The sequence below is a fragment of the Bradyrhizobium sp. ISRA464 genome (assembly GCF_029910095.1).
Classification (GTDB): domain Bacteria; phylum Pseudomonadota; class Alphaproteobacteria; order Rhizobiales; family Xanthobacteraceae; genus Bradyrhizobium.
Map to the genome: position 1 here is coordinate 329,293 of NZ_CP094526.1, position 26,376 is coordinate 355,668.

Annotated in this window: 23 protein-coding genes; 10 read left to right on the plus strand and 13 right to left on the minus strand. The window is 65.7% G+C overall.

Annotation, left to right across the window (positions count from 1 at the left end; genetic code table 11):
- The first annotated feature begins 18 nt into the window (after nucleotides 1-18).
- The 4 genes from MTX19_RS01590 to argG all read left to right on the plus strand — a co-directional run bounded on the left by MTX19_RS01590 (nucleotide 19) and on the right by argG (nucleotide 3,045).
- Nucleotides 19-504, plus strand: coding sequence for a hypothetical protein (locus MTX19_RS01590; RefSeq protein WP_280974887.1), 486 nt, complete (start codon nucleotides 19-21; stop codon nucleotides 502-504).
- Nucleotides 505-527: 23 nt separating this feature from the next.
- Nucleotides 528-830, plus strand: a complete 303-nt coding sequence (locus tag MTX19_RS01595; RefSeq protein ID WP_280982161.1) for a hypothetical protein — start codon at nucleotides 528-530, stop codon at nucleotides 828-830.
- Nucleotides 831-867: 37 nt separating this feature from the next.
- The gene (locus MTX19_RS01600; RefSeq protein WP_280982162.1) at nucleotides 868-1,632 is read left to right on the plus strand and encodes a phosphatase PAP2 family protein; all 765 of its coding nucleotides are present in this window, start codon (nucleotides 868-870) and stop codon (nucleotides 1,630-1,632) included.
- Between the two features lie 75 nt (nucleotides 1,633-1,707).
- The gene (argG, locus tag MTX19_RS01605) at nucleotides 1,708-3,045 is read left to right on the plus strand and encodes an argininosuccinate synthase (protein ID WP_280982163.1); all 1,338 of its coding nucleotides are present in this window, start codon (nucleotides 1,708-1,710) and stop codon (nucleotides 3,043-3,045) included.
- Nucleotides 3,046-3,106: 61 nt separating this feature from the next.
- Here argG and MTX19_RS01610 read toward each other — a convergent pair whose 3' ends face one another.
- A complete protein-coding gene (locus MTX19_RS01610) occupies nucleotides 3,107-3,694 on the minus strand; it encodes a TetR/AcrR family transcriptional regulator (protein ID WP_280982164.1) in 588 nt (195 codons plus the stop codon).
- Nucleotides 3,695-3,871: 177 nt separating this feature from the next.
- On the opposite strand from MTX19_RS01610, the gene MTX19_RS01615 reads away from it, so the two are divergent.
- Nucleotides 3,872-4,237: a nuclear transport factor 2 family protein gene (locus MTX19_RS01615; RefSeq protein ID WP_280982165.1), complete on the plus strand. Its 366-nt coding sequence runs from the start codon at nucleotides 3,872-3,874 to the stop codon at nucleotides 4,235-4,237.
- A gap of 322 nt (nucleotides 4,238-4,559) precedes the next feature.
- On the opposite strand, the gene MTX19_RS01620 is transcribed toward MTX19_RS01615, so the two are convergent.
- The 5 genes from MTX19_RS01620 to MTX19_RS01640 form a co-directional block, all read right to left on the minus strand.
- Nucleotides 4,560-6,599 (minus strand): OmpA family protein, encoded by a 2,040-nt coding sequence (locus tag MTX19_RS01620; protein WP_280985805.1) that lies wholly within the window; start codon nucleotides 6,597-6,599, stop codon nucleotides 4,560-4,562.
- A 184-nt stretch (nucleotides 6,600-6,783) separates the two neighbouring features.
- Complete coding sequence (locus tag MTX19_RS01625; protein WP_280982167.1) at nucleotides 6,784-7,113, minus strand: hypothetical protein; 330 nt, start codon at nucleotides 7,111-7,113, stop codon at nucleotides 6,784-6,786.
- Nucleotides 7,114-7,182: 69 nt separating this feature from the next.
- Complete coding sequence (locus MTX19_RS01630) at nucleotides 7,183-7,569, minus strand: VOC family protein (RefSeq protein ID WP_280982168.1); 387 nt, start codon at nucleotides 7,567-7,569, stop codon at nucleotides 7,183-7,185.
- Between the two features lie 224 nt (nucleotides 7,570-7,793).
- Nucleotides 7,794-8,621 carry an FkbM family methyltransferase gene (locus tag MTX19_RS01635; protein WP_280982169.1) on the minus strand — a complete coding sequence of 276 codons (828 nt, stop codon included), beginning with the start codon at nucleotides 8,619-8,621 and terminating at the stop codon, nucleotides 7,794-7,796.
- Between the two features lie 804 nt (nucleotides 8,622-9,425).
- Nucleotides 9,426-11,573: a hybrid sensor histidine kinase/response regulator gene (locus MTX19_RS01640; protein ID WP_280982170.1), complete on the minus strand. Its 2,148-nt coding sequence runs from the start codon at nucleotides 11,571-11,573 to the stop codon at nucleotides 9,426-9,428.
- A 395-nt stretch (nucleotides 11,574-11,968) separates the two neighbouring features.
- Between MTX19_RS01640 and MTX19_RS01645 the strand changes: the two genes are divergently transcribed.
- From MTX19_RS01645 to MTX19_RS01655, 3 genes are all read left to right on the plus strand, one after another.
- Entirely contained in the window at nucleotides 11,969-12,244 is a 276-nt protein-coding gene (locus tag MTX19_RS01645; RefSeq protein WP_280982171.1) for a FeoA family protein, read from the plus strand.
- Nucleotides 12,241-14,118 (plus strand): ferrous iron transporter B, encoded by a 1,878-nt coding sequence (locus tag MTX19_RS01650; RefSeq protein ID WP_280982172.1) that lies wholly within the window; start codon nucleotides 12,241-12,243, stop codon nucleotides 14,116-14,118. The genes MTX19_RS01645 and MTX19_RS01650 overlap by 4 nt, the downstream gene beginning before the upstream one ends.
- A gap of 130 nt (nucleotides 14,119-14,248) precedes the next feature.
- Nucleotides 14,249-17,020, plus strand: coding sequence for a bifunctional acetate--CoA ligase family protein/GNAT family N-acetyltransferase (locus MTX19_RS01655; RefSeq protein ID WP_280985806.1), 2,772 nt, complete (start codon nucleotides 14,249-14,251; stop codon nucleotides 17,018-17,020).
- Between the two features lie 83 nt (nucleotides 17,021-17,103).
- Here the strand turns inward: MTX19_RS01655 and MTX19_RS01660 are convergent, their stop codons facing one another.
- The 7 genes from MTX19_RS01660 to MTX19_RS01690 form a co-directional block, all read right to left on the minus strand.
- Complete coding sequence (locus tag MTX19_RS01660; protein ID WP_280982173.1) at nucleotides 17,104-18,672, minus strand: bifunctional aminoglycoside phosphotransferase/ATP-binding protein; 1,569 nt, start codon at nucleotides 18,670-18,672, stop codon at nucleotides 17,104-17,106.
- Nucleotides 18,669-19,652, minus strand: a complete 984-nt coding sequence (locus tag MTX19_RS01665) for a zinc-dependent alcohol dehydrogenase family protein (protein WP_280985807.1) — start codon at nucleotides 19,650-19,652, stop codon at nucleotides 18,669-18,671. Before MTX19_RS01665 ends, MTX19_RS01660 begins: the two co-directional genes overlap by 4 nt.
- Nucleotides 19,653-20,061: 409 nt before the next feature.
- Nucleotides 20,062-20,847: a succinate dehydrogenase iron-sulfur subunit gene (locus tag MTX19_RS01670; protein WP_280982174.1), complete on the minus strand. Its 786-nt coding sequence runs from the start codon at nucleotides 20,845-20,847 to the stop codon at nucleotides 20,062-20,064.
- Nucleotides 20,848-20,865: 18 nt separating this feature from the next.
- Nucleotides 20,866-22,704: a succinate dehydrogenase flavoprotein subunit gene (gene sdhA, locus MTX19_RS01675; protein WP_280982175.1), complete on the minus strand. Its 1,839-nt coding sequence runs from the start codon at nucleotides 22,702-22,704 to the stop codon at nucleotides 20,866-20,868.
- 3 nt (nucleotides 22,705-22,707) lie between these two features.
- On the minus strand, nucleotides 22,708-23,082 hold the full coding sequence (gene sdhD / locus MTX19_RS01680; protein WP_280978335.1) for a succinate dehydrogenase, hydrophobic membrane anchor protein: 375 nt from the start codon (nucleotides 23,080-23,082) through the stop codon (nucleotides 22,708-22,710).
- Between the two features lie 14 nt (nucleotides 23,083-23,096).
- Nucleotides 23,097-23,495, minus strand: a complete 399-nt coding sequence (gene sdhC, locus MTX19_RS01685; protein ID WP_280982176.1) for a succinate dehydrogenase, cytochrome b556 subunit — start codon at nucleotides 23,493-23,495, stop codon at nucleotides 23,097-23,099.
- A 262-nt stretch (nucleotides 23,496-23,757) separates the two neighbouring features.
- Nucleotides 23,758-24,177, minus strand: a complete 420-nt coding sequence (locus tag MTX19_RS01690) for a substrate binding domain-containing protein (RefSeq protein ID WP_280984659.1) — start codon at nucleotides 24,175-24,177, stop codon at nucleotides 23,758-23,760.
- Nucleotides 24,178-24,300: 123 nt separating this feature from the next.
- Here MTX19_RS01690 and MTX19_RS01695 point away from each other — a divergent pair, with 123 nt between their 5' ends.
- Both MTX19_RS01695 and MTX19_RS01700 read left to right on the plus strand, forming a co-directional pair.
- Nucleotides 24,301-25,161, plus strand: a complete 861-nt coding sequence (locus MTX19_RS01695) for a sulfite exporter TauE/SafE family protein (protein ID WP_280984660.1) — start codon at nucleotides 24,301-24,303, stop codon at nucleotides 25,159-25,161.
- 157 nt (nucleotides 25,162-25,318) lie between these two features.
- Nucleotides 25,319-26,347, plus strand: coding sequence for an IS110 family transposase (locus tag MTX19_RS01700; protein ID WP_280982097.1), 1,029 nt, complete (start codon nucleotides 25,319-25,321; stop codon nucleotides 26,345-26,347).
- The last annotated feature ends 29 nt before the right edge of the window (nucleotides 26,348-26,376 follow it).

The window sequence follows — 26,376 nt, forward strand, 5'->3', positions numbered from 1 at the left end:
TGACGATGGAGGGTTGAGATGGCCCTGATCGGCCGCCTGTTCGTCGTCGCCTTCGCATTCCTGGTGGCTTGCCTTGCCGCCGGCATCATCGTGGTCGGCGCGGTGCTCTATCCCGAGATCAGCGATTTCGGCGCGCAGATCGACCAGAGCGCGATCAATATCGTGCTCGGCTTTGGCTTCATCTTCATTTCCGGTTTTGCGCTGCTGCCGGCGCTGATCATCGTGCTGATCACCGAGGCCTTCTACGTCAGGAGCGTGTTGGCCTATGCCGTGGGCGGCGCGCTGGTCGGCGCGGCCTGTTATCTCGGCCTGGTGCCGTTCGATCCCGACACTATGCAATTCCATGGCATCGTGCAGCGGCACATGGAGATCATGACCGGCGCCGGCATCGTCGCGGGCCTGGTCTATTGGCTGATCGCCGGCCGCACCGCCGGCGCCTGGCGCGAGCCGTCGCGTCCCTTGCCGCCGCCGCCGCTGCCGTCGCAAACGCCGCCGCAGCCGTGACCCACGTCCGGAGCTCATTCAACATGGATTCGAATCGGAGGGTAGCGGCTGAAATTCTCGAAAGCGTGCTGAACGCGAAGTCGGGCAAACTGTCCCTGTCGGAGCTCGAGAAGCAAATTCTCGCCCGTCTGCCGGCCGTTGACTCGACCTTCCCGAAAGCGACGCGCCAACTCCTGGATCACTTGGTGCCGAACGTCTTACGGACGCAGAACGAGAATGGTGCCGTAGCCCTCAATACTCCGCACCAATTTGACTTCGATGAAAATCAAGGTGTCGATGCCTTGTTTGACACGGCGGCAAATGCCCTTCGCACCTACTTGAAATGATTGCGCTACCTCATCCGCCTCGGCTAAACCGCGCGCCATGAACCGGACCGGACTTGTCATCGCGCTCGGGCTTGCGCTCGTCATCGGCCTCTTGTTCGGGATCTATCCTGAGCTCGACCTGAAGCTGGCGGCGCTGTTCTACGACAGCGCGCATAAGGCGTTCCCGCTAAAGGCAGACGGGCTCGCGGCGTTCGCACGCGATGCGGCGATGTGGATCGCCTGGGCGCTGGTGCTGCCGGCGATCGTGGCGATCGTGGCAAAATTCATCCGGCCGGACCAGCCAATGCTGATATCGCCCCGCGCGGCGGTCTTCCTGCTCACCACGATGCTGCTCTCCGCCGGCGTGCTCACCAACCTCACCTTCAAGAGCTATTGGGGGCGGCCGCGCCCGGTGGCGGTCGCCCAGTTCGGCGGCGAGCTTCCCTTTGTCGCGTGGTGGGATCCGCGCGGCGCTTGCGCCCGCAACTGCTCGTTCTTCTCCGGCGAGGGCGCGACCGCGTTCTGGACCTATGCGCCGGCGGCGCTGGCGCCGGCCGCTTGGCGGCCGCTCGCCTATGTCGGAGCCACCGTGTTCGGCGTGGTCACCAGCGTGCTCAGGATGGCCTTTGGCGGCCATTTCTTCACCGACGTGGCGATCGCGGGCCTTGTGTCCTTCCTGGTGATCTGGCTGTTCTATGCCCTGATCTACCGCTGGGCCGCCACTCGCCTGACCGACGAACAGGTCGATGCGGCGCTGACGCGGCTGGCCATGCCCGGCCACCGGCTGATGCAGCGCTGGCGCGGCCGCGAAAGCCGCGATTAAAGGCGTGCCCAGCCTTCCGAAATTTGATATTCGCCAGCTCCAAACACCCCTGATTTCGACCGATTGGACCGTTCCATGAGTACGATTCTGAAAAGCCTGCCCAAGGGAGAGAAAGTCGGCATCGCGTTCTCGGGCGGGCTCGACACCAGCGCGGCGCTGCTCTGGATGAAGCAGAAGGGCGCCCGCGTCTTCGCCTATACCGCCAATCTCGGCCAGCCCGACGAGGCCGATTACGACGCGATCCCGCGCAAGGCGATGGACTTCGGTGCCGAGAAGGCGCGCCTGGTCGATTGCCGCACGCAACTGGTCCATGAGGGCATTGCCGCGATCCAGTCGGGCGCCTTCCACATCTCGACCGGCGGCATCACCTATTTCAACACCACCCCGCTCGGCCGCGCCGTGACCGGCACGATGCTGGTCGCCGCCATGCAGGAGGATGGCGTCAACATCTGGGGCGACGGTTCGACCTTCAAGGGCAACGACATCGAGCGCTTCTATCGTTACGGCCTTTTGACCAATCCGAGCCTGCGGATCTACAAGCCCTGGCTTGACCAGCAGTTCATCGACGAGCTCGGCGGCCGCGCCGAGATGTCGGCGTTCATGACCGCGCACGGCTTCGCCTACAAGATGAGCGCCGAGAAGGCGTACTCGACCGACAGCAATCTGCTCGGCGCAACGCATGAGGCGAAGGATCTCGAGCAGCTCGACAGCGGCATCACCATCGTCAATCCGATCATGGGCGTGCCGTTCTGGCGGGCCGATTGCGACGTCAAGCCCGAGACGGTCGTCGTGCGCTTCGAGGAGGGCCAGCCGGTCGCGCTGAACGGCAAGACCTTCGCCGATCCGGTCGCACTGTTCCTCGAGGCCAACGCGATCGGCGGCCGCCACGGTCTCGGCATGAGCGACCAGATCGAGAACCGCATCATCGAGGCGAAGAGCCGCGGCATCTACGAGGCGCCCGGCATGGCGCTGCTGCACATCGCCTATGAGCGGCTGGTCACCGGCATCCACAACGAGGATACGATCGAGCAGTATCGCATCAGCGGTCTTCGCCTCGGTCGCCTGCTCTATCAGGGCCGCTGGTTCGATTCGCAGGCCTTGATGCTGCGCGAGACCGCGCAGCGCTGGGTGGCGCGCGCCGTCACCGGCGAGGTGACGCTCGAGCTGCGCCGCGGCAACGACTACTCGATATCAAACACCGAGAGCCCGAACCTGACCTATGCGCCGGAGCGGCTCAGCATGGAGAAGGTCGAGGACGCTCCGTTCACGCCGGCCGACCGCATCGGCCAGCTTACGATGCGCAACCTCGATATCGCCGACACCCGCGCCAAGCTCGGGCTCTACGGCAAGACCGGCCTGCTCTCGAGCGGCGAGGGCTCGCAGATCTTCCAGCTCGAAAGCGACAAGGGCTAAGGCGGCGGACACAAGCTCTCAGTCGTCCCTGCCTTCGCAGGGACGACAGCAGAGAGTTCGGCTACTTCACCCGCAGCGCATCCAGCAGCGAACGGAACGCGCGCGCGTAGTCGGTGCCGGCCTTGCCGATGTCGGGGCCGGCGGAGACGGCAACCGCGGCCTCCGTCACCGCCCCGAGCAGCAGCCGCGCCAGCGGCTCGATCGGCTGCTTGGCGATCACGCCGGCCTCCATCGCAGCAGTCAGCGCGTGCGGAAACTTGCCGCCGAAATGCTTGGCGTCGATCTCGCGCCAGCGCTCCCAGCCGAGCACGGCGGGGCCATCACGCAGGATGATCTGGCCGGTCGGGCCCTTGGAGCACGCCGCGAAATACCCTTGCGTGCCGGCCGCCATCGCGGCGAGCGGATCGTTCTCGGCGTGCGAGATGCGGTCGAGATCGGCGACGAGATCGACCGAGACCTGCTCGAACACCGCCTCGAACACCGCCTCCTTGGTCGCGAAGTGATGATAGACCGCGCCCTTGGCGACGCGCGCGCCGGCGGCGATGTCTTCCATCGTCGTCGCCGTAAAGCCGCGCTCGCCGAAGATGCGCCGCGCCGCCTTGACGATCGAAGCCCTGGTTTTCTCGCGCCGTTCGGCCTGGGTTGCCATGCTCTTTGTCTAGCGCAGTTCCAGAAACAAGCCAATTGACTTACCGACTATCAGTCAGTAAATACCGACCATTAGTCGGTAATTCGCGTGGTCCGGAGGCCGCGAACCGGTCTTCCTTCGCGACAGGCGCGAAGCGTTTGCGCGGCGACCATGCCCCGACAAACAGGGAGATCCCTCATGCCTTCACTCAAGACCTTGCAGGCCTTCGCCGATACGGTGGAATCCAACGATCATGTCGGCGCCATCACGAACTTCTACGCCGCCGATGCCCGCACGCAGGAGAATGACGGCGAATGGCGCGTCGGCCGCGAGGCGCTGGCGGCGCGCGAGGCCGCGGTGCTGGCGCAGGTCGCCGGCGTCAAGACCACGCGGCTCGGGCCGCTGCTGATCGACGGCGATCACTCCGCGATCTGCTGGCGGTTCGAGTTCACCGGCAAGGACGGCAAGGTCCGCAGCATGGAAGAGGTCGCCTGGCAGACCTGGCGCGGCGACGAACTGATCGAGGAGCGCTTCTTCTACGATCCGCAGCAGGTGGCGCGGTGAGGGGCCGCATCGGTGCTGCGCTCCCTCGCCCCGCTCTTGCGGGGAGAGGGTGGGGGTGAGGGGCTGTCTCCGCGAATATGGTGAGATAAGGACTCGCGGATAGTCCCCTTCCCCGGATCGCATCTACGATGCGACATAGCCGAAGCTCAGCTTCGGCGTTCTCTAGTGACGGCCGCCGAAGGCGGCCTATGCGTCTCCCCGCACGCGGGGCGAGGTAAGGAAAGCCGATTGCCTGTCGAGCAAACGTCTGCGCGCGAGCATCAAACAAAAAATGGCCGGGATCGCTCCCGGCCATTTCGCTTTGTTGCGCTTAACCGTCGGCTCAGCGCGGCGGTGCCGCGGCCGCTTGATCGCCGTTGAGCAGCGGGGTGATGCGGCGGACGGTGACGCGCCGGTTGATGCGGCTCGGTCCGTCAGTCTGCTCCTTCAGATACTGCTTGCCGTAGCCCTGCGACGTCAGGTTCTCCGCCGGCACGCCGAACTGCTGGGTCAGCAATTCGGCCGCGGCCTGAGCGCGGCGATCCGACAGCGACAGATTGTCGACGTCGTTGCCGACCGCGTCGGTGTGGCCCTCGATCAGGAACACCTCGCGCGGGTTGCGCTGGATCGCCCGGTTGAGGCCGTCGGCAATCACCTGCAGCTTCGCAGCCTGATCCGGCGGGATCGCCCAGGATCCGGTGTCGAAGTTGATGGTGTTGATGTCGATCGACGGCATCAACATGCGCACGTTCGGGCTGTAGCGGATCTCGTCGAGCGAATAACGTCGCTGGATCCGGTCCACCGGCGGCGCTTCCATGGTCTCGTAGATCACGTCGGGCGACGCATCCTCCGCGCTGACGATGTAGCGGTCATAGGGAATGCTGACCACCGGCGGCGGCGCGTCGACATAGAAGCCGCCGACCGCCTGCGGATCGCGGTAGGTGTTGTCGATGATCACGAGCTCACGCCCGCGGGGATCCCTGCGGATTCGCCGCAGCAGCTGACCGTCCGGACCGACCACGGTGATGATCTCGCTGCCGTCGGGACGGATCACGACGGTGCGGGTTTCGCCGCCGACGGTCTCAGTGCGGATGTCGCGGGCGCCGTAGCGGAAGCGATACAGATCGTTGCCGCGCACGTACTCCTGCCCGCTCGGATCGCGGATGATGATGCGGTCGGGCTCGGTGTAGATCGTGCGGCCGCCTTCGACGACCTCCTGCCGCTGATTGTGGAGGTCGGCGATGGTCGCGCCGATCACCGCACCGGCCACCACGCCTGCGCCGATGGCGAGTGGCGTCAGGTCACGCCGCGGCGGTGCTGGTGGTGGCGGTAGCGGAGCCGCAACCGCAGGCGCGGCCCGGAAGGCTGGCGCAACCGTCGGCGGGGCGTATTGCGCCCGGCCGGGCGGCGGCGCTGCGGCCGGAGAACCTGGGACGACAGTCGGGGCCGCGGCACCCGCCGGAAGCGGCGGCCGGGCCGGGCCGCCGGCCTGCGGGCTGGCCGGTGCCGTCGGCAATGCACCGGGACGCGCGGGCGGCGTCGCACCGGCCGCGGCCGGAGGCTGCGTGGGCAGGGTGCCCGGACGCGCCGGAGGCTGTCCGCCGGCAGTAGGCGGTGTCGTGGCCGAAGGTGTGGGCGCAGGCGCGGCTGCGGCGGGCGGTGTGCCCGGGGCCGGCCTTGCACCGGCCGGAGGTGCGCCCTGCGGGCGCGCGCCGGGGGCCGGAGCTGCCGGCGTCTGCGCGGCGGGCGGTGACGTCGGCAATGCACCGGGCCGCGCGCCAGGAGTCGCGCTTGGCGCCGGGCTCGGCGCGTGCGCCGGACCGGCCGCGGGCGGCGGCGTCGGAGCCGGCGCTGGCGGGGTCGGGCGCGCAGGCGCCGCTGCCGGCGGCGGTGTCGGAGACGGCCGCGTAGGTGCAGCAGCGGGCGGCGCTGGTGGGGTGGGATGTGCGGCCGCAGGCGGCGGGGTCGGAGCCGGCCGTGCCGGGGCGGCTGCCGGCGGAGTGGGGTGTGCGGGCGCGGGCGGCGTGGGGTGCGTGGGCGCGGGCGGTGCAGGCCGAGCGACCGGAGGTGCCGGCGGTGTCGGACGTGCCGGCGCGGCGGCAGGCGGCGGCGTCGGTCGCGCGGGGGCCGCGGGCGGGGGCGGCGCGGGATGCGGAGCCGCTGCCGGAGGCTGTGCCGGACGCGGTGCGCCGGCCGGCGGTGCCGGATGCGCCGGGCCGCCCGGTGTGGGGCGCGCCTTAGGCTTTCCGTCCGGTCCGACCTCTTCCCTCGGTTGCGCCTGCGCGACGACCAGCGGCGAGGTTTGTGCGTGCGACGCTGAGGCAGCGAACTGCATCACCGTCAGCGCAGTCGTGGCAAGCAGCACGAGACGAAGCTTTGTCATGTAGTGGAATCCCCGGCGAAAGGTCTGGGCAGGAAGGAAACGAGAGAGCCGAACAATTCGGCGGGACGATGAACGGCCAGCCGTTAGGCCGGATTGTGGCGGGCGACGAATCAGAGTCGAATTTTATTTCGACATCATAATGGGTTGCATGCGCGCTTGTTCATGGCGCATTCAGAAGAAACGCTCAGACGTATGAATATCCGCAACGGAACCTGGTCGGGCTGACGCTGCGCGGCGCTGCCGGTCGATCTGTCGCAGGCGGTGGGCTGGTCGGGCCGGGCGGCGTGGGGATCGGCAATTCATCAGGCATATCACCGGGAAGTTCGTCCGGCCGCGGCGGCTCGCCGGGCTCATGCACCGGCTCCGGCACTTCCGGGCGAGGGGTGCCGGGAGGGATTCCCGGCGGCGGTTCGCTCGGCGTGCCCGGCGTCGTCGGCGGGACCTCCGGCGGTTCGATCGGCGTCGACGTCGAGAGCTTGCGGGGATCGAGGGTGCCCGGTCGGCTCGTAGTCATCAATCGCTCCATGCATGTCGAAGCGACAACGGACGGCTTGCAGCGTCGTTCCTGATTCGTGCGGGGAACTCACTCCGGCATATGACAGACCGCCTCGATGTTGTGCCCGTCGGGGTCACGCACGAAGGCGCCGTAATAGTTGGGGTGATAATGCGCGCGAATGCCGGGTGGGCCGTTGTCCGTGCCGCCGGCCGACATCGCAGCCTGGTAGAACGCATCGACGGTGGCGCGATCCTTGGCCGATATCGCGATATGCACCGGCTTGTTCATCGCGCCTTCGCCGCCGATCCAGAAATCCGGCTTGCCGTCGGCGCCGAAGCCGGCCGCGGCATCGTGAACGGTCTGCTCCGCCGTCACTTCCATGATCAGGCTGTAGCCGAGCGGCGCCAGCGCGGTTTGATAGAACGCCTTCGCGCGCTCATAATCGGATACTGAAAAGCCGATATGGTCGATCATCGCGAGCCTCCCCTTGTTGTGGTGCAATTGCATCCTCGTTCTTGCTTCACCTCCCCTTGGAAAGGGGAGGTCGCTTTGCTCGTGAGAGCAAAGCTGGTGGGGATCTGCTCTCTCCGCAGACACCGTTCCCTGCGGCAGACCCCCATCCCAACCTTCTCCCTTTCAGGGGGAAGGAGAAGACAAGTCTGTCGTCCGGAGCGGGCCGACCTCGGCCGCGGGCAATCTCAGCTCCGCACCAGCAGCGTGTTGCTCCGCGTCCGGCCCTGTTCGACGTAACCGCGTGCGAGCATGTCCGCAACGCAGTCGCTGGTCCATTCATCCTTCGACAGATGCTCGATCACCACGGCGCGCGGCCACAGCGCCTCCGGGGCTTCCCGGAAGAAGCCGATGAGCACGCGGTCCTCGAAACCTTCGACGTCGATCTTGAGCGCGTCGACCCTGGTCGCGCCGGCCTCCTCGAGAATGCGTTGCAGCCGCAGCGACGGCACCTTGAATGCCTTGCCCGATGGGGTGCCGGTCACGATGTGGCTGGCACCGAGATTGTCGCCGTCGGTCTCGATCATCAGCTCGCCGTCGGTCGGACCGGCGGCGGCCGCAACCAGCCGCACCTGCGCGTAGCCCGAGGCCTGCGTGTTGAATTTGAGCCGCGCATGCGTCACCGGATGCGGCTCGATCGCGATCACCTTGCCCGCAGGCCCGACGTCGCGCGCCAGCGCCAGCGCGTAGGTGCCGACATTGGCGCCGAGATCGACGAAGGTGCCGCCCGCACCGACATGCCGGCGCAGGAATTCGAGTTCTTCAAGGTTGTAGTCCGGATTGAACAATGCGCCGCGCTCGGTCGCGCTTGCTTGGTGATAGAATCGGAACGATGCGCCCTGATACGGCACGTCGAGCGGCCCCGAACCGAACAGATTGACCAGCCGCGACAGCCAGGGGCGGAACGCGCCGCGTTTCAGTCCGGTGCCATGCGCCAGGCGGATGATCGCAGCCTGCGCCGCATTTGGCGCGAAGGCGCCGAACGGCGCGGGCGAAGTATCGTTGCTGGGGATCACGCGTGGCCCTCGTCAAAAGCGGCGCATGGATAGCCGGTTTTGGTCGCGACTCCAACGGCCGCTTCGCTTGACGGAGCCGGATGGAAGAGAAACAGCGTGCATGGGGGAGTTGACACCAGCGTTGTGCCGATTCACCTGTCATTCGGGGGCTCGACGCTACGTGTCGCCCGGAGTGACGGTGAGGTGAGCGCGTGGCTCAGGCTCCCTCCCCCGCAAGGGGGGAGGGAACCCGCCTGCCGGTGCCTTCCTGACATGCCAATCACTGATTTGCCCGACGGCGCAAGTCCCCGCATCGAAAATATTTCTGTTTTACAGAAATGCAACTCAGTCTATCATCCGCGCCGTCTCACCCGACACGAGGGGCGGATCGCGATCGTCACGAACGTGGTGTGGGATGCGGTGGACGCGGATTGCGCAACTGACGAGTGCGCATGAAGCGGACGGTGAAGTCGTGTGGTTCTGACGCCCCAGTGGCAGGTGTCTCCTCGCTAAGCACGCGAACGCGTCTTTGCGAAGACGGTGACAAAAAAGCCAAGTCTCGCCGGGGAGAGCACGAAGTAAGCCGTAAACCATCGTGCAGGGAAAGCCGGCGTGTTTTCCGGTTTCACCTGTGGTCCTACCCCCGGTGCTTTTTTTGTTGCACCGGGCCCATGGGTGCGATCGGCACCCGGCTTTCCCTGCGCCCTCTGGTCTTCAGGAGGGACGACGAGATGCAAGACTCGGACAAATCATGTCGCGAGAAGGTGGACGTATGACTCACAAGCCATGCAACACACGCGCTGTCGTCCCGGCCTTGCAAACCCCTCACGACGATGCAGGCGCCTGATCGCGCCGGACCGTCAGCGTTCGTCCGATCTTGTGCAGCATCTGCCTGAGCTGCTCGATCGAGTAGGGCTTTTGCAGCAGCTCGAAGCCGGAGCTGCCTTGCTGCGACAGCACTTGGCTGTAGCCGCTGGCGAGCACGATCGGCAGATTGAGCCCCAGTCGGCGGATTTCTTTCGCGAGTTCGATGCCGCTCATGCCGGGCATCACGACGTCGGTGAACACCATGTCGAAGCGGCTCGCGCCGGCCGCGAGTTCCTCCAGCGCGTGGACGGCGTTGTCGACCAGCACGGCGCTGCAGCCGAGTTGGGCCAGCGCGTCGGCGGCAAACTTTCCGACCTCGGGATTGTCCTCGACCACCAGCACCGAGGTGCCGTCCCGACCGGCCGGCGGTGCATCGTCAGCGAGCAGCGCTTGCGGGGAGCCGTTGCCGGTCACGCGCGGCAGGTAGAGCGTAAACGTGGAGCCCTTGCCGACCTCGCTGACAACGTCCACCTCGCCGCCGGATTGCTTGGCGAAGCCGAACACCTGCGACAGGCCGAGGCCGGTGCCCTGGCCGATCTCCTTGGTGGTGAAAAAGGGTTCGAAAATCCGTTCCAGCCGGTCCTGCGGAATCCCGACGCCGGTGTCGGCGACCGCCACTGCGACATGGCCATACGGACTGGCCGGATTCGTCGGGGCAGATGGCAATTTGTCCGCCTGCCGGACCGTGATCGTGAGCCGGCCGGCGCCATTCATGGCGTCGCGCGCGTTCACGGCCATGTTGATGATCGCGGTCTCGAACTGGCCGGGATCGGCGTTGACGAAATTGGGCTCGTCCGGCACCTGTGTGACGATCTCGATACGCGGCCCGATCAGTGCCGCGACCATCTCGCTGAGGGTCCGCACGCTCTGGCCGACGTCGAACATCTCGGGCTTGAGGGCTTGTCGGCGCGCGAAGGCGAGCAACTGGCTGGTCAGTCTGGCGGCGCGGTTCACGGTGTTGGAGATCGCATCGATGTAGCGCTGTCGCCGTGGCTCCGGCAGATCCGGCCGTCGCAACATGTCGACCGATCCACGGATGACGGTCAGCAGATTGTTGAAGTCGTGCGCGACGCCGCCGGTGAGCTGCCCCAGCGCCTCCAGCCGCTGACTGTGCCGCAGCGCCTCCTCGGCCTCGATGCGCCGGTTGGCCTCCTCGTACAGGCGCCGCGTTCGCCGCAAGGCGAGGCCGAGCAGGGCGAACAGCAGTGCAGTGGCCGGTACGCCGAAGATCAGATGCGGGGCCATGGTCGCGATCCAGCGCGCCCGGATCGCCGAGGTCTCCAGACCCGCGCTGACATAGACCGGGTATTCGGCAAGCCGTTGATAGCGAAGACGCCGCTCGATGCCGTCGGCCGGAGACTTTATCGTCATGGTGCCGGAGAGCGGGTGGGCGACGATGTGCTGCCCGAGCGGCCCGTTCGGCTCGTACCTGAAATCGTGGTGGACGGCGGGGAAGTGGGCCAGCACGGTGCCATCGATCCGGATCAGCGCGAGGAAGCTGCCGGGCTCGCGGCCAATCCGCGCATAAAAGTTCTCGAAATATTCGGGAAGGACCGAGGCCTGGATGATGCCGGCAAAACTGCCGTCGTCGTTGTTGCGGCCTCGGCTGACGCTGAAGAACCGAGATCCCTGGTAGGGCAGCCGCGGCGTCAGTACCTCGCCGATATAGGTGCCGATGTCGCCATCGGCATGCATCTGGAAGTAATCCCGGTCGGAGAAATCGATATCAGGGGGCGGGGTGACGAGGCTGTTGACCAGGGCATGGCCCCTGGCATCGAACACCCAGACCGATTTCACCTGGGGCAGCGTATCGGCGAGCCGGCTCAGCCGCTGGTGGAAACCCTGCTGATGCGCGACGATATCGGCATCGGACATGCCGCGGATGATCTCGGCGGTCTCGGACAGGCTGCGGTCGATGGTCTCGAACACCTTGAGCGCGTGCTCATGGGCGACGTCAAGCGTGCGCTCGATCTCCCGGTCGGCGGCCTCGTCGGTCGAGATCCAGGTCACCGCGGAAGCAAAAACAAACAATGCCAGCGGGAGGGCCAGCGACGCGGCCATCATCCATTGCAACAATCTCAGCGAATTGCGTTGTGCGGTCTGCAAGGGCGCTCCGGCTCCGCGCGAACCTTAACGCAAACCTTAGCGCGGGAGAACGACAAAACCCGACCCTCGGTTGCAGCCGCGCCGGTTTGTCGCCCTGCGACCGCGTACGGGGGCTGGAAATCGACGTGGATCGACAAATTGGTAGCCGATTTGCGTTCGCATCGCCCGGGGTGGTCGCGGATGGCGGTCGCGGGCGACGCGCTCGCCCCGCCAAGGTCGCACGGCGGGTGGTGCGCGCAGCCCTTCACGGCCCCGTTAGCCGTGGCCGGCGGCCCGGCGGTGAATCGACCGGGACGACGCGTATGGACGCAGTTTTTAGTGGTTCTAAAACCTGTCGCGGGCAAATGCTTGACCCTGTAACTACCTGCTGAAAAACAGGCCCCATGACACGCGATATGACACGTGATCCCAAAAGCTCCCACGACATCCGGCTCGGACGTGCAGGTCGCGGTTTTGTCGGCAAAATCATCAAGCTCGATGCCCCGCAGACCGGCTCGTCGCTCTCACCGCAGGAGCTGGAGCAGCGCCTGGTCGAGATGGGATTTGTGGAAGGCGCGCGCGTGGAAATCCTGCACGAAGGCACGATCCGGCGCGATCCGATCGCGGTGCGCGTCGACAACATCACGATCGCACTGCGCCGGAGCGAAGCCATGGCCGTGATCGTCGAATGACAACTGCATCCCTGCGCCTGGCGCTGGTCGGGGCCCCGAACACCGGCAAGACGTCGCTGTTCAACAGCCTGACCGGCAGCCGCCAGAAGGTCGCCAACTATCCCGGCGTCACCGTCGAGCGCAAATCGGGCAGCTTCGTCACGCCGGAAGGCCGCAGCGTCACCCTGCTCGATTTGCCCGGCACCTACTCGTTGCGCGGCCGCAGCCCGGACGAGGAGATCACCCGCGACATCGTGCTCGGGCGCTTCGAGGGCGAAGCGGTGCCAGATCTCGTGCTCTGTGTCGCTGATGCAACCAACCTTCGGCTGACGCTGCGGCTGGTGCTCGAGCTCAAGCGCATCGGCCGGCCGATGATCCTCGTGCTCAACATGATCGATATCGCCAAGCGCCGCGGCGTCGATATCAATCTGGAGCGGCTGTCGCAGGAGCTCGGCCTGCCGATCGTGACCTCGGTCGCCGTCCGCAAGGGCGGCATCGCCGACCTGCTCAAGCGGACCGACGAGTTCCTGGCCCGGTCGCATGAGACACACGCGGCCGGCCAATGGACCGCGCCCACGATCACCGACCTCAAGGCTGCGCAGCGCGAGGCGGACCGCATCATCGGCGCGAGCGTCAGCCTGCCGGCCAAGCCGGATACCCTGACCAACCGGATCGACGCCGTCGTGCTGCATCCGGTCTGGGGCCTGATGATCCTGGCGCTGATCCTGTTCGTGATGTTCCAGGCGGTGTTCACTTGGGCCCAGCCGGCCATGCAGTTGCTGTCGGATAGCTTCGCCGCGCTCGGGCAACTGATCCACGACGTGCTGCCCGAAGGCTGGGGTCTGTTCCAGAGCTTCCTGCAGAACGGCCTGATCTCCGGCGTCGGCAGCGTCATCGTGTTCCTGCCGCAGATCATGATCATCTTCCTGTTCATCCTGCTGCTGGAAGATTTCGGCTACATGGCGCGCGCCGCGTTCCTGATGGACCGCATCATGGGTGGCGCCGGACTGCACGGCCGCGCCTTCATTCCGCTGCTGTCTAGCTTTGCCTGTGCCATTCCCGGCATCATGGCGACCCGGGTGATCGACAATCGCCGCGACCGGCTGACCACGATTCTGATTGCGCCGCTGATGACCTGCTCGGCGCGGATTCCCGTCTACACCCTGATCATCTCCGCCTTCGTGCCGGCGAAGACGCTGTGGGGTTGGGTCAATTTGCAGGGGCTCGTGATGTTCGGCCTCTATGCCGCAGGCATCACCAGTGCGCTGACGGTGTCGGCGGTCGCGAAGTTCTTTCTGTGGCGCGACCATGCGCCGGCGCCGTTCATGCTGGAATTGCCCGACTACAAGGTGCCGCAGCTGCGCAGCATCGCGATCGGCGTGTTCACCCGCGCCAAGATGTTCCTGTATCGCGCCGGCACCACCATCCTCTCGATGATGGTCCTGATCTGGTTGCTGGCGTCGTTCCCGACCGCACCGGCCGGCGCCGAGGGGCCCGCGATCAATTACAGCTTTGCGGCGATGATCGGCCACGCGCTCGAGCCGCTGCTTCGGCCGATCGGTTTCAACTGGCAGATCGCGGTGGCGCTGATCCCGGGCATGGCGGCGCGCGAGGTCGCAGTGGCAGCGCTCGGCACCGTCTATTCGATCGAGGGCGGCAAGGAGGCGGCGGATGCGATCGGCCAGGTGCTGGCGCAGAAATGGACGCTGGCGACCGCGTTGTCGCTGCTGGTCTGGTACATCTTCGCGCCGCAATGCGCCTCGACGCTGGCGGTGATCCGCCGCGAGACCGGCAGTGCGAAGTGGATGGTGGTGACGTTCGTCTACATGCTCGCGCTGGCCTATGTCGCGAGCTTCCTGACCTTCAACCTGGCGCAGGCGCTCGGCCTCCATTAGGTAGGCAACCGAGTTCCGGCATCCGGCCCCGAGACCGCGATGGGTGCAGGCAGCGAAGCGAAGCAGTAGAATTCCTCCGAGGGCGTCCGAAGCGGCAGGCGCCTTCGCGTGTTCGCTGCGAGATCATGCAATGTCGACGTTTGGCCTGGAGCGGGTATTCTCGCCTCGAAATATCGCGGTCGTCGGGGGCAGCGCGCGCCCGTCGTCCCTGGGCGCGGCAGTGCTCAGAAACCTCAATGCAAGCGGCTTCGCCGGCGGGATCGCCATGGTCAATCCGCGGCATGCCGTCATCGACGGCGAACGCTCGTTTCCCGATCTGAAGTCGCTTTCCTTCGTTCCGGATCTCATCGTCGTCACGGCGCCAGCGGCGGCGATCCCCTCGATCATCGCGGATGCTGCCGCGGTCGGCGTCGCCGGCGCAGCGATCCTGTCGGCGGGCCTCGGTCACGGCGGGGGCTCGCTCGCCGAGACCGTCGCGCGGACGGCGCGCATGAGCGGGATGCGCCTGATCGGACCCAACTGCCTCGGCGTCATGGTGCCGCGCGCGAAGCTCAATGCGAGCTTTGCGGCGCACCGTCCAGCCGAAGGACATGTGGCCTTGATCTCGCAATCCGGCGCCGTCGCAGCAGCGATGATCGAGTGGGCGGCCGAGCGGCGGCTCGGCTTTTCCGGCATCGTCTCGATCGGCGACCAGCTCGACGTCGATGTCGCCGACCTGCTCGACTATTTCGCGCTGGATGACCACACCAGCGCGATCCTGATCTATCTCGAAGCCGTCAAGGACGCGCGCAAGTTCATGTCGGCGGCGCGCGCGGCGGCACGGTTGAAGCCGGTCATCGTCGTCAAGTCGGGGCGCATGGCGCACGGCGCGAAAGCAGCCGCGACCCACACCGGCGCGCTGGCCGGATCCGATGCCGTCTATGATGCAGCCTTCCGCCGCGCCGGTATGCTGCGTGTGTACGACCTGCGCGAGCTGTTTGATTGCGCCGAGCTGCTCGGTCGCGGCTTTGTGCCGCGCGGCAACCGTCTGGCGATCCTGACTAATGGCGGTGGTCTCGGCATCCTCGCGATCGATCGGCTGGCCGAGCTCGGCGGTGTTCCCGCGACGTTGACGGCGGAGACGATCACACGGCTCGACATGGTCCTGCCGCCGGGCTGGTCGCGCGCCAATCCTGTCGACATCTCGGGCGACGCCGATGCCGCTCGTTACGTGTCCGCGCTCGGCGCCTTGCTCGACGACGCGAACAGCGATGCCGTCCTGGTCGCGAACGTGGAAACCGCGGTGGCGCCGGTCGACGGAATTGCCGCGGCTGTGGCGCAGTGCGTTCGCGACCGCAGGGCAAAAAGAAGTGCCGTCGCCGCGTTGGTGCTTGCGGCGTGGGTCGGCGCCGATGATCGCACCGGGGCAACCTTCGAGGCCGCGCGCATCCCGCATTTCCCGACCGAGGACGACGCGGTGCGCGCCTTCATGTATCTGGTACGATATCGCGAGGCTTCCACGGCGCTTGCTGCAACTCCGCCGAGCATTGCATCGGTGTTCACGCCCGACACCTCGGCGGCGCGCCGAGTCGTCGCAAAAGCATTGTCGGAGGAGCGGGCCTGGCTCGATCCGGTCGAGATCGTTGCCTTGTTCGATGCCTACGGCATTCCGATCGTTCCAACGGTCGCCGCGCATGACCCCGAGGACGCAGCGAAGAAAGCAGCCCCGTTCCTGGCCAAGGGACTTGCGGTCGCGGTCAAGGTGTTCTCGCGCGACATCAGGCACACGTCCGATGTTGGCGGGGTCATCCTCGGCCTGCGTACGAAGGAAGCTGTCGTCGAGGCCGCCACGACTGTGCTGGCGCGAGCGCGCAGCGCGCGGCCGGACGCGAAGCTGCAGGGTCTCACGATCCAGCCGATGATCGTGCGGCGTGCGGCGCGCGAGCTGATTCTCGGCATCGCCGACGATCCGACCTTCGGTCCGGTGATCGTGTTCGGTCGCGGTGGCACCGCGGTCGAGGTGATCAACGACAAGGCGCTGGCGCTGCCGCCGCTCGACATGAATCTCGCCCGCGATCTGGTCGGACGGACACGGGTCTCGCGGCTGCTCGGCGCCTATCGCGGTGTGCCCGCCGTCCCGCCTGACGTCGTGCCGCTCACCCTCGTCAAGCTCGCGCAGATGGCCGCCGACATTCCCGACGTCGCCGAGCTCGAGATCAATCCGTTGCTGGCGGACGAGACGGGAGTGTTCGCGCTCGATGCGCGCGTGGCGATCCGCAAGCCTGCGCGACTGTTTGCCGGTCAGACCCGGCTGGCTGTCCGGCCCTATCCGTCGCAATGGGAGGGCGAGCTCGCGCTCAAGGACGGGTCGCGCGTCCTGGTGCGGCCGATGCGGCCGGAGGATGAACCCATGGTCCGGGCTTTCTTCAAGCGCGTGACCGCCGAAGACCTCAGGCTGCGCTTCTTCCACGCGATGAAGGAGTTCTCACATGCGTTCATCGCGCGTCTCACTCAGCTCGATTATGCGCGCGCGATGGCCCTTGTGGCGCTGGATCCGAACACCGGCGCGATGATGGGTGCGGTCCGGCTGCATTCGGACTCGCTGTACGAGAACGCCGAGTACGCCATCCTGCTGCAGTCCGATCTCAAGGGCAAAGGGCTCGGCTGGGCGCTGATGCAACTCCTGATCCACTATGCAAGGTCGGAGGGGCTGAAGCGTCTGTTCGGCCAGGTGCTGACCGAGAACACCACGATGCTGGGCATGTGCCGCGAGCTCGGGTTCACCGTCACGATGGATCCGGCCGATCACAGCATCGTCGATGTCATGCTCGATCTCGATCGGTTCATCGCCGATGCCGTCGGGGCGGACATCCTGATCCGATCCGGCGCGGATCAAAGCGGTGTGACGGCAACGGCCCGATAAGGATGTGCCGTCCGTCTCGCAGATGAAGACATATTCGCCGCGGCGGCAAAGACGGTGATGACAAGCTTTTTCCGTATCTTTCCTTAGGCATTTCGATCAACGCGAAGCCGCCTCTGGGCCTTCAACAGGACTGAAGAACTTCGTGTCAGGGTTTCTTCAGGCGAGCCGGATGCATCGATCCGGGGCCAGTCGAGCTGGCCGATGCTGTATTGTTCTTGCCGGGCGGCAACTTCACGCGTCGCGTCGGAAGCATCTGTGTCACGCGATGCGACTCGGTCGAGGCGGGTGGACAGATCTGCGTGCAGGAAGATCGGCCGAAAGTCGGCTTTCATCCTGCGCGCTTCCAGCTCGAGCGCGGACCGCTCGCTCTCGCGCAGGAAAGCCGCGTCAAGTATCACGGAGAATCCTTGCGCGATGATCTGCGCGGCGCGCTCGAACATCACCTTATAGACGCGTTCACTCACCTCGGCGCCATAGGCGCTCTCCGGCAACGCCGTGAGCGGGTCAACGTCGAACAGTTCCTTACGGATGACGTCCGAACGCAGGATGATCGCGTCAGGCGGCGGCTGCAAATGGCTGGCGGCGTCGCGCGCCAGCACGCTCTTGCCCGTTCCGGACATCCCTCCGATCGCAACCAGCGAGGGGCTTGCCGGGGTGATCAGCCGTTGTGCCAGCTCGAAATAGGATGTCGCCTCGGTCTTCCCCGCAACGTCGCGTGATTGTTCGCATTTGGTGAAGAGCACCTGGCTGCGAATCGCCGCCCGCATGGAAAGAAACAGCGAAAGCGATTGCAGCGCGGCGCCGTTGTCGCGCCAGGTTGGTTCGAGATAGCGATTGAACAGCCGGCCTGCTGCGCGCTGCGAACGAAAATGGATGAGATCCATCAGCGGGAAGGCAAGGTCGTAGAGAACGTCCGTGGTCGCCATCGCGGGATCGAATTCGATGGCGTCGAACAACACCGGCTTCTGGTTGATGAGGACGACGTTGCCGAGATGAGCGTCGCCATGACAGCGTCGGACGCATCCTGCTGAAGCCCGCCGTTCAAGCAGAGGCCGGCAGCTTGCCAGCCATCCATGGCTTCGTTCGTGCAACTGCTCGACGGCGCGACCTTCAAGTGTGGGCTGGCTGCGGAGCCTATCGGTGTTGCGGTCGATAATAGTGGCAATGGAGACAAGCCACGCGGCGCCGTCGGAAATCTCGGCGTTCTCATGCGATCGCTGGATCGTATCGGCCAGCGCATCACCGAGCTCTGGCCTGATCTCGCCGGCGGCAGCCAGATGATCGAGTGTGCAGCGTTCGTCGAACCGCGCCATCTCGACGGCCCACTCAAGCACGGGTCCGGCGCCGCCGATTTCGGGGCCGCTTGTTCCCTCGGTGATCGGGATGACCTGCCGGTAAAGCTCAGGAGTATAGCGCCTGTTGACGGCAAGCTCCGCCTCGCAGGCTCGCTTTCGCTTCTCCAGGGTCGAATAATCCAAGAACGGCAGTCGAACGGCCCGCTTGATCTTCAGAACGCGATCTGGCTCGAGGAAGACCACGGAGATATGGGTGTCGACCCGCTTCGCCGCGCCGCTACGAACGCGCTTGTCCATGAAGGCAAGCACCGCACGCTGGCCGTCCTCGCGGTCGTTTGTGCGGGTTGGCGCCGTCATGGTCGCAGCACAGCCGCGCCCACCAACCTGCCGTCGCGCAGCTGCGCCAGCGCTTCGTTGGCTTGATCGAGCGGAAAAGCCGTGATGTGCGTCTGGATATCGGCGTCGGCCCAGGCGCCTAGAAAATCAATGCCGTCCTGCCGTGTCAGATTGGCGACGGAGACGATCTGCCGCTCACCCCAGAGAATATCGTAGGGGAACGACGGAATGTCGGACATGTGGATTCCGGCGCATACCACGCGCCCGCCCTTGCGCACCGCGCGAAGTGCCTGCGGCACCAATGGTCCGACGGGCGCATATATGATTGCAGCGTCGAGCTCGACCGGAGGCTTGTCCTCCGACGCGCCAGCCCAACTCGCGCCCAAGGAAAGCGCAAGCGACTGAGCGTCATCGTCGCCCTTGCGGGTGAACGCAAAAATCGACCGGCCCTGCGACCGCGCGACCTGCGCCACGATGTGTCCGGCCGCGCCGAAGCCATAGATGCCAATGTTCTTGCCGTCGCCGGCCATCACCAGCGATCGCCAACCGATCAATCCGGCACAAAGGAGCGGGGCAAGAGCCGCGTCATCGCCACGCTCTCCGAGCGGGAAGCAATAGCGAGCGTCGGCAACGAGGTGGCTGGCGAAGCCGCCGTCGCGAGTGTAGCCGGTGAACTGCGGACGATCGCAGAGATTTTCCTGACCCGTGCGGCAATAGGGACAGACGCCGCACGTGCGGCCAAGCCACGGCACGCCGACGCGCATGCCGATCGCGAGCTCGGTGACGCCGTCTCCCAGCGCATCGATCCGGCCGACGACCTCGTGGCCGGGGATGATCGGGTAGGACAAATCAGGCAGCTCGCCATCGACGACATGGAGATCGGTGCGGCAGACGCCGCAGGCATCGACCTTGACGCGCACCTCGCCGGGGCCCGGAACCGGGTCAGGCCGCTCCTGAAGGACGAGAGGCGCACCGCGCGCCGCAAGCACCATCGCATACATAGCAACCCATCCGAAATCGTAATGGACGCAGTGTGAGCAGGCGATCGTCGCGAGCCTTGATCTCGGTCAAAACAGAGATTTTGGACCTCACCTTAAGGATATGGTCCATGAATTGGGTTCAGTCAGGAGAGAATGAATGACCGAAGCTACAGTTCCCGTTCACGTCGAACGTTCCGTGCCGCGCCAGTACGTCAGTCCGTCCGCGGTTCTGCGGCAGGAAATCGATCGGCTCTTCGACGGTTTAGTCGCAACCTTCCCGCGTTCGCCGGCAACAGCGTGCTGCCTCAAATGACGTTCGGCCTGCTGACGTAACCTGCTCTAACTGGAGAAGGCGCGGAACGCCGACTATTGAGCGGAGCCTGGTCGATCGATGGCCAGGCTCCGGCGCCTGCGGCAGGTCAGAGGCGGGTCAGATCTGCCGTTCGACCAGCTTGAACTTGAGCTCTGCGATCGCTTCCGACGGGTTGAGGCCCTTCGGGCACGCCTTGGCGCAGTTCATGATGGTGTGGCAGCGATAGAGGCGGAACGGGTCCTCGAGATTGTCGAGCCGCTCGCCGGTCGCTTCGTCGCGCGAGTCGGTGACCCAGCGGGTCGCCTGCAAGAGCGCGGCGGGGCCGAGGAAGCGTTCGCTGTTCCACCAGTAGCTCGGGCAGGAGGTCGAGCAGCAGGCGCACAGGATGCACTCATAAAGCCCGTCGAGCTTCTCGCGGTCCTCGTGGCTCTGCCTCCACTCCTTCTGCGGAGTCGGCGTGGTGGTCTTCAGCCACGGCTCGATCGAGGCATACTGGGCGTAGAAATTGGTGAGGTCGGGGACGAGGTCCTTGACGACAGGCTGGTGCGGCAGCGGGTTGACCTTCACTGCGCCGCCGGAGGCCACGTCGTGCATCGACTTGGTGCAGGCCAGCGTGTTCTGGCCGTCGATGTTCATCGCGCAGGAGCCGCAGACGCCCTCGCGGCAGGATCGGCGGAAGGTCAGCGTCGGATCGATGTGGTTCTTGATCCAGATCAGGCCGTCCAGCACCATCGGACCGCAATCGTTGACGTCGACATAATAGGTGTCGACGCTCGGATTCTTGCCGTCGTCCGGGTTCCAGCGATACACCTTGAATTCGCGCGTCTCGGTGGCGCCGGCCGGCTTCGGCCAGGTCTTGCCGCCTGAAATCTGCGAATTCTTCGGAAGTGCGAATTCAACCATGCTTGCTCGCCTTCGTTCTCAGTAGACCCGCGCCTTCGGCGGGATGTACTGCACGTCGTTGGTCATCGTGTAGTTATGCACCGGGCGATAGTCGATCGAGGTCTTGCCGCTCGGATCCAGCCACGCCAGCGTGTGCTTCATCCAGTTCTTGTCGTCGCGCTCGGGAAAATCCTCGCGGGCGTGCGCGCCGCGGCTCTCGGTGCGATTCGCCGCCGAGTCCATCGTCACGACCGCCTGCACGATCAGATTGTCGAATTCAAGCGTCTCGACCAGGTCGGAGTTCCAAACCAGCGAGCGATCGGACACCGAGATGTCGCCGACGCCGCCATAGACCTTGTGGATCAGGTTCTGGCCTTCCTGCAGCACCTCGCCGGTGCGGAACACCGCGCAATTGTTCTGCATCACGTGCTGCATGCTGTCGCGCAGCTTCGCGGTCGGCGTGGAGCCGGAGGCGTGGCGGAAATGGTCGAGCCGGCCGAGCGCGCGGTCAGCGGAATCCTTCGGCAGCTCAGCCTGCTTGGCGTTGGCGGTCAGCTTCTCGGCGCAGCGCAGCGCGGCCGCGCGACCGAACACCACGAGGTCGATCAGCGAGTTGGAGCCGAGGCGGTTGGCACCGTGCACCGACACGCAGGCCGCTTCGCCGATCGCCATCAGGCCCGGCACCACCGAATTGTCGTCGCCGTTGCGCTTGGTCAGGACCTCGGCGTGATAGTTCGTGGCGATGCCGCCCATGTTGTAGTGCACGGTCGGCACGATCGGGATCGGCTCACGGGTGACGTCGACATTGGCGAAGATCTTCGCCGATTCGGAAATGCCCGGCAGCCGCTCGTGCAGCACCTTCGGATCGAGGTGGTCGAGGTGCAGGAAGATGTGATCCTTCTTCTTGCCGACGCCGCGGCCTTCGCGGATCTCGATCGTCATCGCGCGCGACACGACGTCGCGCGAGGCGAGGTCCTTGGCGGACGGCGCATAGCGCTCCATGAAGCGCTCGCCCTCGGAATTGACGAGATAGCCGCCTTCGCCGCGCGCGCCCTCGGTGACGAGACAGCCCGAGCCGTAAATGCCGGTCGGGTGGAACTGCACGAATTCCATATCCTGCAACGGAAGACCGGCACGCAGCACCATCCCGCCGCCGTCGCCGGTGCAGGTGTGCGCCGAGGTACAGGAGGCATAGGCGCGGCCATAGCCGCCGGTGGCCAGGATCGTGGTCTGGGCGCGGAAGCGGTGCAGCGTGCCGTCATCGAGCTTGAGCGCGATCACGCCGCGGCAGACGCCCTGATCGTCCATGATCAGGTCGATGGCGAAGAATTCGATGAAGAACTCGGCCGCGTGGCGCAGCGACTGGCCATACATCGTGTGCAGCATGGCGTGGCCGGTGCGGTCGGCGGCGGCGCAGGTGCGCTGTGCCTGGCTCTTGCCGAAGTCGATGGTCATACCGCCGAACGGACGCTGGTAGATCCGGCCGTCCTCGGTGCGCGAGAACGGAACGCCCCAATGTTCGAGCTCATAGACCGCGTCGGGCGCGTTGCGCACCATGTACTCGATCGCATCCTGGTCACCGAGCCAGTCCGATCCCTTCACGGTGTCGTACATGTGCCAGCGCCAGTCGTCCTGATGCATGTTGCCGAGCGAGGCCGAGATGCCGCCCTGAGCCGCAACGGTGTGCGAGCGGGTCGGGAACACCTTGGTGATGCAGGCCGTGCGCAGGCCCGCTTCCGAGCAGCCGACCACGGCGCGCAGGCCGGCGCCGCCGGCGCCGACCACGACGACGTCGTAGGTGTGGTCCTGAATCGGGTAAGCCTTGCCGTTCGTGGCCGGGCCACCGTTGGTGGCCTTGCCGTTTCCTTCACCGGCCATGGGTTACACTCCCGACGACAATTTGAGGATTGCGTAGATCGAGGCCATCGCGACCACGAAGCAGAAGAAGTTGTTCGCCATCACGCTCGCGATCTTCAGCTTCTCGTTATGCACGTAGTCTTCGATCACGACCTGCATGCCGATCTTCATGTGCCAGGTGCTGGCGATGATGAAGAGCAGCAGGATGACTGCGATGGGCAGCGAGCCGAGGATTTGCGCCGCGCCGGCCTGGTTGCGGCCGAGCAGCATGATCACCACGACGATCACGGGGATGATCAGCAACGTCATGGCGACTGCCGTGAGGCGCTGACGCCAGAAGTCGCCCGTGCCGCTGTGCGAGGCGCCAAGGTTGCGGACGCGCGCCAGCGGCGTGCGCATCGAAGACGGGCCGCTCATCGTCCACCTCCGACAGCGTAGGCAATGATCCAGATGAGGACGGTGAGCGAGACGCCGCCGACCAGGGCGCCCCAGGTCAGCGCCTCGCGCTCATTGGCCTTGAACCCGTAGCCGAGATCCCAGACGAAATGCCGGATGCCGCTCAGCAGGTGGTGCATCAGCGCCCAAGTGTAGCCGAACACGATCAGCTTGCCGATGACGCTGCCGGTGAAGGCCTGGACGTTGGCGTAGGCGGTGGGACCGGAAGCCGCCGCAATCAGCCACCAGGCGAGCAGCAGCGTGCCGAAATAGAGCGCAATACCCGTGGCGCGGTGGACGATGGATAGCGCCATCGTCAGGCTCCAGCGATAGGTTTGTATATGGGGCGAAAGGGGTCGTTCGATCCTGGCGGTCATCGGCGGGCTTTATGTTGTGTGGGACCGCGGCCGGCCCATCGGGGAACGCGGTAGATAAATTCTATTTACGGAGTCGGACAGGTCCGTGCAACGCCCAAATAGCCTTCGGTCGAACCGAAGTTCATTGTTAGCGCAGCCGAAATCTGATTGATCCGCAGTCTGGTATACCAGTCCCTGTGTCAGGTGAACCAACAAATGAATCTAAATGTCTAAGCGCGAACCGGCGTGGATGCCCGGTTCCGAAGGCGTCGCCGCTCCGCCATCACTCGACCAGATAATCGACGAAAGCCCTGATCTTAGGCGACGCGAGCCGGGATGGCTCGAAGGTCAAATGCAGCTCCGTGGGCGCCGGTTCGTGCCCGATCAGCAGGCGTTGCAATCGCCCCGCGGCGAGATCGGACGCCACCTGCCACGACGGCACACGGACGATCCCTGCGCCGTCCCTCGCTGCGCAGGCCAGTGCATCCGGGCTATTCATCCAGAGCCCGGCGGATATGCGGATTTTGCGGCCCGCTGTGGTGCCGTCGGCGAAGCGCCACGCCGCGCTGCCGGGTGCGTCCGAGGATACGAGACAGTTGTGCCCGGCAAGATCGTCCGGCGTCTGCGGCGTGCCGCGCCGCCCGAGATAGTCCGGCGACGCGCACAAGATCATGCTGACGTCGCCGAGCCGGCGCGCGAAGATACCCTCTAATCCCCGAACGGGCTAATGCTCGCCTGGCCAGCCCTCGGGGCTGGCGCCCCAAGGATTGTGCGCCCCAAGGCTTGCGCCCTGTCGGCCGCAGAACAGTGAACGTTGCCCAAGGACATGATGGCCGGCCTCGATCCCAAGGAGCTTCTCGAACTCGCGCTGTTGCTGATCGCGGTGGGGGCGCTGTCCGGCTTTCTCGCCGGCGTGTTCGGTATCGGCGGCGGCGCGATCCTGGTGCCGGTGTTCTACGAGTGCTTTCGTCTCGCCGGCGTGCCGCTCGAGGTGCGGATGCCGCTCTGCATCGGCACATCGCTTGCGATCATCATCCCGACCTCGCTCAGTTCGTTCCGCGCCCATTATCGCCGCGGCGCGGTCGACATGGAGATCCTCAAGCGCTGGTGGCTGCCGATCGTGCTCGGCGTCCTGGCCGGCAGCGTCACCGCGCGCTTTGCGCCGGAGCGGCTGTTCAAGATCGTGTTCGTGATGGTGGCGTGGTCGGCGGCAGCGCGGCTGCTGCTGGCGCGCGAGACCTGGAAGTTCGGCGACGACGTGCCCAAGGGCTTTCTGATGCGGGTCTATGGATTCTTCGTCGGCCTGCTGTCGACGCTGATGGGGATCGGCGGCGGCCTGTTCGCGAACCTCCTGATGACCTTCTACGGCCGGCCGATCCATCAGGCGGTCGCGACGTCGTCGGCGCTCGCCGTGCTGATCTCGATCCCCGGCGCGCTCGGCTATGTCTATGCCGGCTGGCCCGTCGCGGCGCGCTTTCCCGACGTCGCCGCGCTGCAGCTGCCGTTCGCGCTCGGCTACGTTTCGCTGATTGGCACGCTGCTGGTGATGCCGACCACGCTCGTCACCGCGCCGCTCGGCGTGAAGGTCGCGCACGCGCTGTCGAAGCGGGCGCTGGAGGTGGCGTTCGGGACGTATCTGTTCATTGTCGGCGGACGGTTCGTGATCAGCCTGTTGAACGGTGCGTAGATGGGGTAACGGGCCGACGGATATAGCCGCCCGGCCGCTACGGCGCGATGTGGAAGCGCGCTCGCGTGCGGCTTTTCGGGCAGGCGGTCGTCCCTCAAACTGATGGTGTTCAAACGGAGTCGGGCGAGCCCGCTCCAAGCATCATTAAGGGACGACCATGTACCACTATGCAGGAATCGACGTGTCTTTGGAAAGCTCGAGCGTTTGCGTTGTCGATGGCGCGGGCAAGATTTTGCGGGAGGCGAAGGTTGCCAGCGAGCCGGAAGCGCTGATCGCCTGGTTCCGATCGCTGGGCCAGGCGATGGAGCGGATCGGACTGGAGGCCGGTCCGTTGTCGCAATGGCTGTACGCGGCGCTGCGCGCGGCCGGGCTTGCCGTCGAGCTGCTGGAGACCCGGCACGTCCGCGATGCCTTCAAGGCGATGCCGGTGAAGTCGGACCGCAACGATGCCCGCGGCATCGCCCAACTGATGCGGCTCGGCTGGTTCCGGCCGGTCCACTGCAAGTCGATTGAAGCGCAGGAGACGCGGGCGGTTCTGACGGCCCGCAAGCTGCTGCAGTCGAAGCTGCGCGACATCGAGAACAGCGTACGTGGCGTGCTGCGGGGCTTTGGCCTGAAGGTCGGCAAGACCACCGAGCGCACGTTCGCCAACCGGATCCGGGAGCTCGTCGCCGGCCACCCCGGACTTGAGCTGGTGGCGCAGGCCCTGCTCGAAGCCCATGCCGTGTTGCTGCGCGAGTTCAATGGCCTGGACAGACACACCCAGAGGCTCGCCAGATCGCATCCCCCGGCCAGGCTTCTGATGACAACGCCGGCCGTCGGCCCGATCGTGGCGCTCACCTATGCCGCCGCGATCGACGATCCGAACAGGTTCCGTTCCTCGAAGGCGACCGGTGCGCATTTTGGGCTCACCCCGAAGAAGTATCAGTCGGGGCAAACCGACTACACTGGCCGCATCAGCAAGATCGGCGACGCGTCGGTGCGGGAGGCGCTGTACCAGGCCGCCCACGTCATGCTGACCAAGCCGGTCAGGAACTGCTCGGCGCTGAAGAGCTGGGCCATGCGGCTTGCCAAACGTGCGGGCATGCGCAAGGCCAAGGTGGCGCTGGCGCGCAAGCTCGCAGTCATCCTGCATCGGATGCTGGCTGATGCGAAACCCTTCAATCCGATGGCCCACGCAACCTAACCAAGGAGCCTCAACCGATCTGGGCAGGC

Bases quoted from the DNA above. Each gene is read 5' to 3' on its own strand.
- MTX19_RS01625 (WP_280982167.1), bottom strand. From the start codon at position 7,113: ATGACTACGAGCCGACCGGGCACCCTCGATCCCCGCAAGCTCTCGACG.
- MTX19_RS01670 (WP_280982174.1), bottom strand. From the start codon at position 20,847: ATGGTTGAATTCGCACTTCCGAAGAATTCGCAGATTTCAGGCGGCAAG.
- sdhA (WP_280982175.1), bottom strand. From the start codon at position 22,704: ATGGCCGGTGAAGGAAACGGCAAGGCCACCAACGGTGGCCCGGCCACG.
- MTX19_RS01590 (WP_280974887.1), top strand. From the start codon at position 19: ATGGCCCTGATCGGCCGCCTGTTCGTCGTCGCCTTCGCATTCCTGGTG.
- MTX19_RS01600 (WP_280982162.1), top strand. From the start codon at position 868: ATGAACCGGACCGGACTTGTCATCGCGCTCGGGCTTGCGCTCGTCATC.
- sdhC (WP_280982176.1), bottom strand. From the start codon at position 23,495: ATGACCGCCAGGATCGAACGACCCCTTTCGCCCCATATACAAACCTAT.
- MTX19_RS01695 (WP_280984660.1), top strand. From the start codon at position 24,301: ATGATGGCCGGCCTCGATCCCAAGGAGCTTCTCGAACTCGCGCTGTTG.
- MTX19_RS01660 (WP_280982173.1), bottom strand. From the start codon at position 18,672: ATGACGGCGCCAACCCGCACAAACGACCGCGAGGACGGCCAGCGTGCG.
- MTX19_RS01665 (WP_280985807.1), bottom strand. From the start codon at position 19,652: ATGTATGCGATGGTGCTTGCGGCGCGCGGTGCGCCTCTCGTCCTTCAG.
- MTX19_RS01610 (WP_280982164.1), bottom strand. From the start codon at position 3,694: ATGGCAACCCAGGCCGAACGGCGCGAGAAAACCAGGGCTTCGATCGTC.
- MTX19_RS01700 (WP_280982097.1), top strand. From the start codon at position 25,319: ATGTACCACTATGCAGGAATCGACGTGTCTTTGGAAAGCTCGAGCGTT.
- MTX19_RS01645 (WP_280982171.1), top strand. From the start codon at position 11,969: ATGACACGTGATCCCAAAAGCTCCCACGACATCCGGCTCGGACGTGCA.
- MTX19_RS01630 (WP_280982168.1), bottom strand. From the start codon at position 7,569: ATGATCGACCATATCGGCTTTTCAGTATCCGATTATGAGCGCGCGAAG.
- sdhD (WP_280978335.1), bottom strand. From the start codon at position 23,082: ATGCGCACGCCGCTGGCGCGCGTCCGCAACCTTGGCGCCTCGCACAGC.
- MTX19_RS01595 (WP_280982161.1), top strand. From the start codon at position 528: ATGGATTCGAATCGGAGGGTAGCGGCTGAAATTCTCGAAAGCGTGCTG.
- MTX19_RS01615 (WP_280982165.1), top strand. From the start codon at position 3,872: ATGCCTTCACTCAAGACCTTGCAGGCCTTCGCCGATACGGTGGAATCC.
- argG (WP_280982163.1), top strand. From the start codon at position 1,708: ATGAGTACGATTCTGAAAAGCCTGCCCAAGGGAGAGAAAGTCGGCATC.
- MTX19_RS01650 (WP_280982172.1), top strand. From the start codon at position 12,241: ATGACAACTGCATCCCTGCGCCTGGCGCTGGTCGGGGCCCCGAACACC.
- MTX19_RS01620 (WP_280985805.1), bottom strand. From the start codon at position 6,599: ATGACAAAGCTTCGTCTCGTGCTGCTTGCCACGACTGCGCTGACGGTG.
- MTX19_RS01655 (WP_280985806.1), top strand. From the start codon at position 14,249: ATGTCGACGTTTGGCCTGGAGCGGGTATTCTCGCCTCGAAATATCGCG.